This window comes from Arthrobacter sp. I3 (genome assembly GCF_000520575.1).
Classification (GTDB): Bacteria; Actinomycetota; Actinomycetes; order Actinomycetales; family Micrococcaceae; genus Arthrobacter; species Arthrobacter humicola_A.
The window spans coordinates 71,278-79,019 of record NZ_KI914945.1 but is presented as its reverse complement, the minus strand read 5'-3'; the positions used below and the strand labels follow the sequence as shown (position 1 = coordinate 79,019).

The following is a 7,742-nucleotide window of genomic DNA, read 5'->3' as shown; positions in this document are numbered from 1 at the left end:
CCGGCCGCTACATCCACAAGCGTGACCAGCACCCGGCACCGCTGGACCCCAACTTCACCGGCGTCGGCCGCTGCATCACGGGCGCGGACGGCTCCTACAGCTTCACCACCATCAAGCCCGGCGCCTACCCGTGGAAGAACCACCTCAATGCCTGGCGCCCGGCCCACATCCACTTCTCCCTGTTCGGGCAGGAGTTCACCCAGCGGATCGTCACCCAGATGTACTTCCCCGGCGACCAACTGTTCCCGCTGGACCCGATCTACCAGTCGATCGTGGACCAGGATGCCCGCGACCGGCTCGTGGCCACCTACAACCACGAGCAGACCAAGCCTGAATGGGCTCTGGCGTACAACTGGGACATCGTCCTGACCGGGTCCAAGCGGACCTGGACCGAAAACGAGGCATTGGGCGCAGGAGGCGATGAGAATGAATAGCAACGCCGTGGGTAAACTCACCCCGACACCGGGCCAGACCGTGGGGCCGTTCTATGGCTACGCCCTGCCCTTCGCCAAGGACCGCGAGCTCGTGGCTCCCGGATCCCCGGGTTCCATCCGGCTCCAGGGCACCGTCTATGACGGCGCCGGGCACCCGATCCCGGACGCGATCCTGGAGATCTGGCAGGCCGACGCGGACGGCAAGGTCCCGCACCGCACGGGCTCCCTGGTCCGGGACGGCTACACCTTCACCGGCTTCGGCCGCAGCGCTGTCGGCAACACCGGCGTCTTCACCTTCACCACGGTGAAACCCGGCCCCACCGAGGAGGGCGCGGCGCCGTTCATCGCCGTCGCCGTCTTTGCCCGGGGCCTGATGAACCGCCTGTTCACCCGCGTCTACCTGCCGGAGGACGAGGAGGCCCTGGCCAAGGATCCGCTGCTCAGCTCGCTTGACCCGGACCGGCGCCGGACCCTGATCGCACGCCGGGATCCCGACGGCGGACTGAGCTGGGACATCCGCCTCCAGGGCGACGGCGAGACCGTGTTCCTGGATTTCAGCAGCGCCGAGGGTGCCTCCAAGTGACCTTCTTCGAAACCGACGGCGACGCCGGCCTGCTCAGTCCCGTGTCGGCGTCGCCGTTCGTGGCGGCGCTGACCGGGGACCGTGCGGTGCTCGCCGCCATCCTCAAGGTCGAGTCCGCCTGGGCGGCGGTCCTGGACGAGGCCGGCCTGGCCCCGGCCGGGTCCGCCGCGGTGGTGGCAGCCGCCGCGGACGTGCAGCTGTACGACGTCGCTGGCCTCGCCGTCCGGGCGCAAGGCGGCGGCAACCCCGTCATCCCGCTGCTCGCCGACCTCCGGGAGCAGGTCAGGAACCTGGACACCGCCGGACTCGGCGCCGTCCGCGCCGTTCACACCTCGCTGACCAGCCAGGACGTGCTCGACTCGGCCCTGATGGTGCTGGCCGACGGGGCCATCCGCGAACTTCTCGCGGAGCTCCGGTCGGCAACGGCCGCCCTCGCCGGCCTCGCCGAAACCCACCGGCACACGCTTTGTGTCGCCCGCAGCCTGACCCAGCACTCGCTTCCCTACACCTTCGGGCTGCGGGCCGCGCAATGGTTCAGCGGGCTGGCCGCCGCGGCCGGCCGGCTCGAGGCCCTCGAACTGCCGGTGCAGACCGGCGGTGCCGCCGGGACCCTGGCTTCCGGCACTGTACTTATTGGCGGCACTGGGCCGGCCGCAGAGACGCTGGCCGCGGGGACGCTGTCCCCGTTTGACCTCGCCGACCGGCTGGCCGGCCGCCTGGGTCTCGCTCCCGTTCCTGCCCCCTGGCACACCAACCGGCTGGCCGTAACCTCGCTCGGCGACGCGCTGGCGGCGGTGACCGACGCGGCCGGAAAGGTGGCCGCGGACGTCCTGTTCCTCAGCCGGCCCGAAGTTGCCGAGGTTGCGGAACCGCGCGTCGCGGGGCGCGGCGTGTCCTCGGCCATGCCGCAGAAGCAGAACCCCGTGCTCTCCGTGCTGATCCGCAGCGCCGCCCTGCAGGCCCCGGCACTGGCCGCACAGCTGCATCTCGCGGCCGCCAATTTCAACGACGAACGCCCCGACGGCGCCTGGCACACCGAATGGGCGGCCCTGCGCCAGCTGCTGCGCCTGGCCCTCGGCGCCGCGGTGCAGCTGCGCGAACTGGCCGAAGGGATGTCGGTCTTCCCCGGAGCGATGCGCCGCAACCTCGAGCTCGGCGGCCCGCTGCTGCTGTCCGAAGCCGTCAGCGCCGCCGTCGCACCGCTTTTGGACCGGACCGTTGTGGACGGGACCGTTGTGGACGGGAACGGCGCCGGCCCGGGAGCAGCCCGGACCGGGAAACAGCGGCTGCAGGCCGTCGTGGACGAAACGCTCCTGGCCCCGGCTGCGGAGCAGGCAGACACCTACCGGGCACTGCTCCGCGCCGCTGTCCCGGAGGAGCTGCTCAGCGACGCCCGGCTTGAGGAACTTTTGAACCCGGCCAACTACCTCGGCCAGGCCGTTGAGATCTCCCGCCGCATCCTCGCGGCGTATCCGGAATACACCGGCCACGCCGGCGCCCTCGCCCACCAAATCCAGAACGGAGCTTCCCGTGGCTAGACCCACCGTCAAAGCAGTCCTGCTGTCGCCCCAGCGCGATCTCGGCGACAAGCCCCTCCTCATCGTCGGGCCCTCGCTGGGAACATCCTCCCTGCTGTGGAGCCAGGCCGGCACATTGCTGGGCGCCGACGTCGACGTCATCGCCTGGGACCTGCCCGGGCACGGCGTCTCGCCCGCGGCGGAGGAGACCTTCACGGTCGCCGACCTCGCGGATGCCGTGATCGGCCTGGTCGATTCGATCGCCCCGGGCGCGCGCTTCCACTACGCCGGGGTATCCCTCGGCGGCGCCACCGGACTGCAGCTTGGCATCAAGCACGGCGACCGGCTCAAGAGCCTCTCCGTGCAGTGCTCCGGCGCGAAGCTCGGCACGGCCGAGGGCTGGCTGGAACGCGCCGAAACCGTGCGCACGCAGGGCACCCCGGTGATGATCCAGGGTTCCGCGCAGCGCTGGTTCGCGCCGGGCTTCATGGAGAGCCAGCCGGAGCTCAGCAGCCGGCTCCTGCACAGCCTCCGGGACGCCGACCGCTTCAGCTACGCCTTCTGCTGCGAGGCCCTGGCCGGCTTCGACGTGCGCGACCAGCTCGGCACCATCCGCGTCCCCACCCAGGTTGTGGCGGGCGCCCTGGACGACGTCGCCCCGCCGTCGATGGCCGGGGAAGTCGCCGCGGGCATCACCTCCGGCGGCGGCACTGCTACGGCCGTCAGCCTGGAGGGCGTGGCACACCTGGCGCCGTTCGAGGCACCGGGCCACGTCGCCGAGCTGCTCAAGGGCCTCATCACCTGGACCGAGACCCAGGGGGCGGGAGCATGACCCTCTCCGAAACCGGCAGAGCCGAATTCAACGGGCCCGAACGCAACGGTGTGGTCCAGCCCGGCGCGACCAGCCAGGAGATCTACGACGGCGGCATGAAAGTCCGCCGCGAGGTCCTCGGCGCCGCGCACGTGGACCGCGCCAACGCCAACAAGGATTCCTTCACCGAGGACTTCCAGGACATGATCACCAGGATCGCCTGGGGCGGCATCTGGACCCGGCCCGGGATCAGCCGCCAGATGCGCTCAGCCGTCACCCTGACCGCCATGGTGGCCCACGGGCACTGGGAAGAACTGGCCATGCACATCCGCGCCGCCATCACCAACGGCCTGAGCCGGGACGAGATCAAGGAAATCCTGCTCCAGACCGCCATCTACTGCGGGGTCCCCTCCGCCAACACCGCGTTCAAGACCGCCCAGCAGGTCTTCCATTCCATGGACGACGCAGCCATGGACGAAACAGAAACGGACAAGAACCCATGAATCAGGCATTTATCTATGACGCTGTGAGGACGCCGTTCGGGAAGTTCGGTTCCGGCCTTGCCGGGATCCGCCCGGATGACCTTGCCGCGCACGTGATCCGCGAATCCGTGAAGCGCGCCCCGGCCCTCGACGTGGAGCGGATCGATGAGGTGGTGTTCGGCAACGCGAACGGCGCCGGGGAGGAGAACCGCAACGTCGCCCGGATGGGCACCCTGCTGGCCGGGCTGCCGGTCTCGGTCCCGGGCACCACGGTCAACCGGCTCTGCGGGTCCTCCCTGGACGCGGCGATCATCGCCTCCCGCCAGATCAACACCGGCGACGCCGAGCTGATGCTGATCGGCGGCGCCGAATCGATGTCCCGGGCCCCGTGGGTGCTGCCCAAGACCGAGAAGCCCTACCCGGCCGGGGACCTGACCCTGGCCTCCACCACGCTGGGCTGGCGGCTGGTGAACCGGGCCATGCCGAAGGACTGGACCATCTCCCTGGGCGAGGCCACCGAACGGCTCCGGGAGAAGTACGGTGTCACCCGCGAGCAGCAGGACGCGTTCTCCGCCGCCTCCCACAACCTCGCCGCCGCCGCCTGGGACGAGGGGTTCTACGACAACCTCGTCGTCCCGGTCCCGGGCACGGACCTGGTCCGCGACGAGGGCATCCGTCCCGGGTCCTCGGCGGAGAAGCTCGCCGGGCTCAAGACCGTGTTCCGCACCGAAAACGGCACCGTCACCGCCGGGAACGCGTCCCCGCTCTCCGACGGCGCGTCCGCGGCGTGGCTGGGCAGTGAAAAGGCCGCCGGGCTCCTGGGTATGGAGCCTGTGGCCCGGATCGCCGGGCGCGGCGCGCACGCCAACGATCCCCAGTACTTCGGCTACGCCCCGGTCGAGGCCGCGAACAAGGCCCTCGCCAAGGCCGGCATCGGCTGGGACCAGGTCGGCGCCGTCGAACTGAACGAGGCGTTCGCCGCGCAGTCCCTGGCCTGCATCAACGCCTGGGGCATCGACGCGTCAATCGTGAACCGGCACGGCGGCGCGATCGCCATGGGCCACCCGCTCGGCGCCTCCGGCGGCCGGATCCTGGGCACCCTGGCCCGGTCCCTGCAGGCCTCCGGCCAGCGCTGGGGCGTCGCCGCGATCTGCATCGGCGTCGGCCAGGGCCTCGCCGTCGTGCTCGAAAACGTAACTTCCCGCGATGCGGCATAGAGGACAGGGCAAAGAGAGATGCTGAATTTCATCGACACCGTCGGCGAGGCCGTCGCCGGCATCAAGGACGGCTCCACCGTGATGATCGGCGGCTTCGGCAACGCCGGGCAGCCGTTCGAGCTCATCGACGCGCTGCTCGAGTGCGGCGCCACCGGCCTGACCGTGGTGAACAACAACGCCGGCCAGGGCGACCAGGGCCTGGCCCTGCTGATCAAGGAAGGCCGGGTGAAGAAGATGATCTGCTCCTTCCCGCGGCAGTCCGACTCCTGGCACTTCGACGCCAAGTACCGCGCCGGCGAGGTTGAGCTCGAACTGGTCCCGCAGGGAAACCTCGCCGAGCGGATCCGTGCCGCCAGCGCCGGGATCGGCGGTTTCTTCACGCCCACCGGCTACGGCACCATGCTCGCCGAAGGCAAGGAAACCCGCTTCCTGGACGGCAAGTGGCAGGTGTTCGAGACCCCCATCCACGCCGACGTCGCCCTGATCAAGGCCCTCACGGCGGACGGCCGGGGCAATCTGGTCTACCGTAAAACCGCGCGGAACTTCGGCCCCATCATGGCCGCCGCCGCGAAACACACCATCGCCCAGGTCTCCGGGATCGTCCCCACCGGCGGCCTGGACCCGGAAAACATCGTGACCCCCGGCATCTACGTCAACAGCATTGTGAAGGTGGCCTGAGATGAGCATCCCAACCAATGACCAGAGTCTGCGGACCGGCAACCAGGCTGACCTCCAGACGTCCGGCAAGCCGCTGGGCCGTGACGATCTCTCCCGCCTCGTTGCCCGCGACATCGTCCCCGGATCGTTCGTGAACCTCGGCATCGGCCAGCCCACCCTGGTCTCGAACTACCTCGAGCCGGAGCAGAACATTACGCTCCACACCGAGAACGGCATGCTCGGCATGGGCCCGGAGGCCACCGGGGACCAGATCGACGGCGACCTCATCAACGCAGGGAAGATCCCCGTGACCGAACTGCCGGGCGCGTCCTACTTCCACCACGCTGACTCCTTCGCGATCATGCGCGGCGGACACCTGGACATCTGCGTCCTGGGCGCCTTCCAGGTTTCCGCCACCGGCGACCTCGCCAACTGGCACACCGGGGCCCCGGACGCGATCCCCGCCGTCGGCGGCGCGATGGACCTCGCCACCGGCGCCAAGGACGTCTTCGTCATGATGACGCTCCTGACCCGCGACGGCGTGTCCAAACTCGTGGAGACCTGCACGTACCCGCTCACCGGGATCGGCTGCGTGACCCGCGTCTACACCGACAAGGCCGTCTTCCTGACCGGACCCGACGGCGTCCAGGTGCGGGAGACCTTCGGCTGCACGCTCGAGGAACTCCAGGCCATGGTCCCGATGCCGCTCCGGGCGGCGGACCCAAGCTGACAGGCCTGCGGCCGGACAAGGTGTGGGCACCGCTAAAGTGATGCGGGACCGAGAGGCGGAAAATGACTGAGCCAGCCAAGAGCGGCGGCGCGCCCGCGGCCAGCGACCAGTACGTGCAGTCGCTGGCGCGCGGGCTCGCAGTGATCCGTGCCTTCGACACGGAACACCCCAAGATGACGCTGACCGAGGTGGCAGCCCGGACCGAGCTGACCCGGGCCACCGCCCGGCGGTTCCTGCACACGCTCGCGGAGCTGGGCTATGTCCGCACGGACGGCAAGATCTTCGCCCTGACTGCCAAAGTGCTGCAGCTCGGCTACGCCTACCTGTCCGGGCTCTCCCTGCCGCAGCTCGCCCAGCCGCATCTGGAAGAGCTCTCCCTCGAACTGGGGGAGTCGACGTCGGCCGCGGTGCTCGAAGGCACCGACATCGCCTACATCGCCCGGGTGTCCACCCGGCGGATCATGACGGTCGGCATCACGGTGGGCACCCGCTTCCCCGCCTACGCCACGTCCATGGGCAGGGTGCTGCTCGCGGCCCTCCCGCCGGCGAAGCTGGAAGAGTACCTCGCGGCAGCCGAGATCCGGCCCCTGACTCCCGGAGCCATCGGGACGCGGGCCGCCCTCCTGGCGGAGCTGGATACTGTTCGCGCCCAGGGCTGGTGCCTGCTGAACCAGGAGCTGGAGCTGGGCCTGATGTCCATTGCGGCGCCCGTCCACGACGGGCCGAAAGTGGTGGCGGCCATCAACGTCTCGCTGCAGGCCCAGACGGTATCCGCGCAGCCCGATCCGGACTCCTACCTCAAGGCCGTGCGTGAGGCGGCGCTGGCCACGGCGGAAATTATCTCCGAGGACCTGACCTCGGGCCGGTGAAACGCGTTTCAGACGGTACGTCTGGGAAGGGGTACGTCCTGGGAAGATAACCGTCAGGTAGCGGGATCCGGGATCGGCTCAGTTGAAACCGTGATCGTCACGCCACCGGGTTCGTCACCGATTTTCAAATGCAGGTCCCTGCCCACCAGCAAGGCATGGATGTCTTCGCTGCCTCCGGGCGCGATCTGCTCGGCCAGCCGCGTGAGCGCCAGTGCCATCGCCCGGCCCCAGTCGTGCGGATCGACGCTGGATGATTCTGCCGTCGCTGAGTAATTCTCTGTTTCAGTCATCTGCCCCCGCTTTCGGCGTCCGGAGCGCAGCCTCCGGCACATCACGAAGTCCAGTCTAGTGAGCCTGCGGAGCGCACGTCCACGATTCGCGCCGGCCCTGCGCAGGTTACGCGGGCACTGCGGCTAGGATTTTAGTTCGGGAACCCTCCGCC

At 69.5% G+C, this 7,742-nt stretch carries 9 protein-coding genes and 1 pseudogene; 9 read left to right on the top strand and 1 reads right to left on the bottom strand.

The window, feature by feature from the left end; all coding sequences use genetic code 11:
• The 9 genes and pseudogenes from Y706_RS28350 to Y706_RS0117400 all read left to right on the top strand — a co-directional run.
• Positions 1-434, top strand: a pseudogene (locus Y706_RS28350) (protocatechuate 3,4-dioxygenase subunit beta); the annotation flags it as partial.
• Positions 427-1,017, top strand: coding sequence for a protocatechuate 3,4-dioxygenase subunit alpha (pcaG, locus tag Y706_RS0117435; protein WP_173403091.1), 591 nt, complete (start codon positions 427-429; stop codon positions 1,015-1,017). The pseudogene Y706_RS28350 and the gene pcaG, both read left to right, overlap by 8 nt.
• Positions 1,014-2,555, top strand: a complete 1,542-nt coding sequence (locus Y706_RS0117430) for a lyase family protein (RefSeq protein WP_028277611.1) — start codon at positions 1,014-1,016, stop codon at positions 2,553-2,555. Before pcaG ends, Y706_RS0117430 begins: the two co-directional genes overlap by 4 nt.
• The gene (locus tag Y706_RS0117425) at positions 2,548-3,366 is read left to right on the top strand and encodes an alpha/beta fold hydrolase (RefSeq protein ID WP_028277610.1); all 819 of its coding nucleotides are present in this window, start codon (positions 2,548-2,550) and stop codon (positions 3,364-3,366) included. The genes Y706_RS0117430 and Y706_RS0117425 overlap by 8 nt, the downstream gene beginning before the upstream one ends.
• Positions 3,363-3,848, top strand: coding sequence for a 4-carboxymuconolactone decarboxylase (gene pcaC / locus Y706_RS0117420; RefSeq protein WP_028277609.1), 486 nt, complete (start codon positions 3,363-3,365; stop codon positions 3,846-3,848). Before Y706_RS0117425 ends, pcaC begins: the two co-directional genes overlap by 4 nt.
• Positions 3,845-5,044 (top strand): thiolase family protein, encoded by a 1,200-nt coding sequence (locus tag Y706_RS0117415; protein ID WP_028277608.1) that lies wholly within the window; start codon positions 3,845-3,847, stop codon positions 5,042-5,044. Before pcaC ends, Y706_RS0117415 begins: the two co-directional genes overlap by 4 nt.
• A gap of 18 nt (positions 5,045-5,062) precedes the next feature.
• Positions 5,063-5,722: a 3-oxoacid CoA-transferase subunit A gene (locus Y706_RS0117410; protein WP_028277607.1), complete on the top strand. Its 660-nt coding sequence runs from the start codon at positions 5,063-5,065 to the stop codon at positions 5,720-5,722.
• Between the two features lies 1 nt (position 5,723).
• Positions 5,724-6,431: a 3-oxoacid CoA-transferase subunit B gene (locus tag Y706_RS0117405; RefSeq protein ID WP_043436383.1), complete on the top strand. Its 708-nt coding sequence runs from the start codon at positions 5,724-5,726 to the stop codon at positions 6,429-6,431.
• A 62-nt stretch (positions 6,432-6,493) separates the two neighbouring features.
• Entirely contained in the window at positions 6,494-7,300 is an 807-nt protein-coding gene (locus tag Y706_RS0117400; RefSeq protein ID WP_028277605.1) for an IclR family transcriptional regulator domain-containing protein, read from the top strand.
• 53 nt (positions 7,301-7,353) lie between these two features.
• On the opposite strand, the gene Y706_RS0117395 is transcribed toward Y706_RS0117400, so the two are convergent.
• Positions 7,354-7,590, bottom strand: coding sequence for a hypothetical protein (locus tag Y706_RS0117395; protein WP_028277604.1), 237 nt, complete (start codon positions 7,588-7,590; stop codon positions 7,354-7,356).
• Between the last annotated feature and the right edge of the window lie 152 nt (positions 7,591-7,742).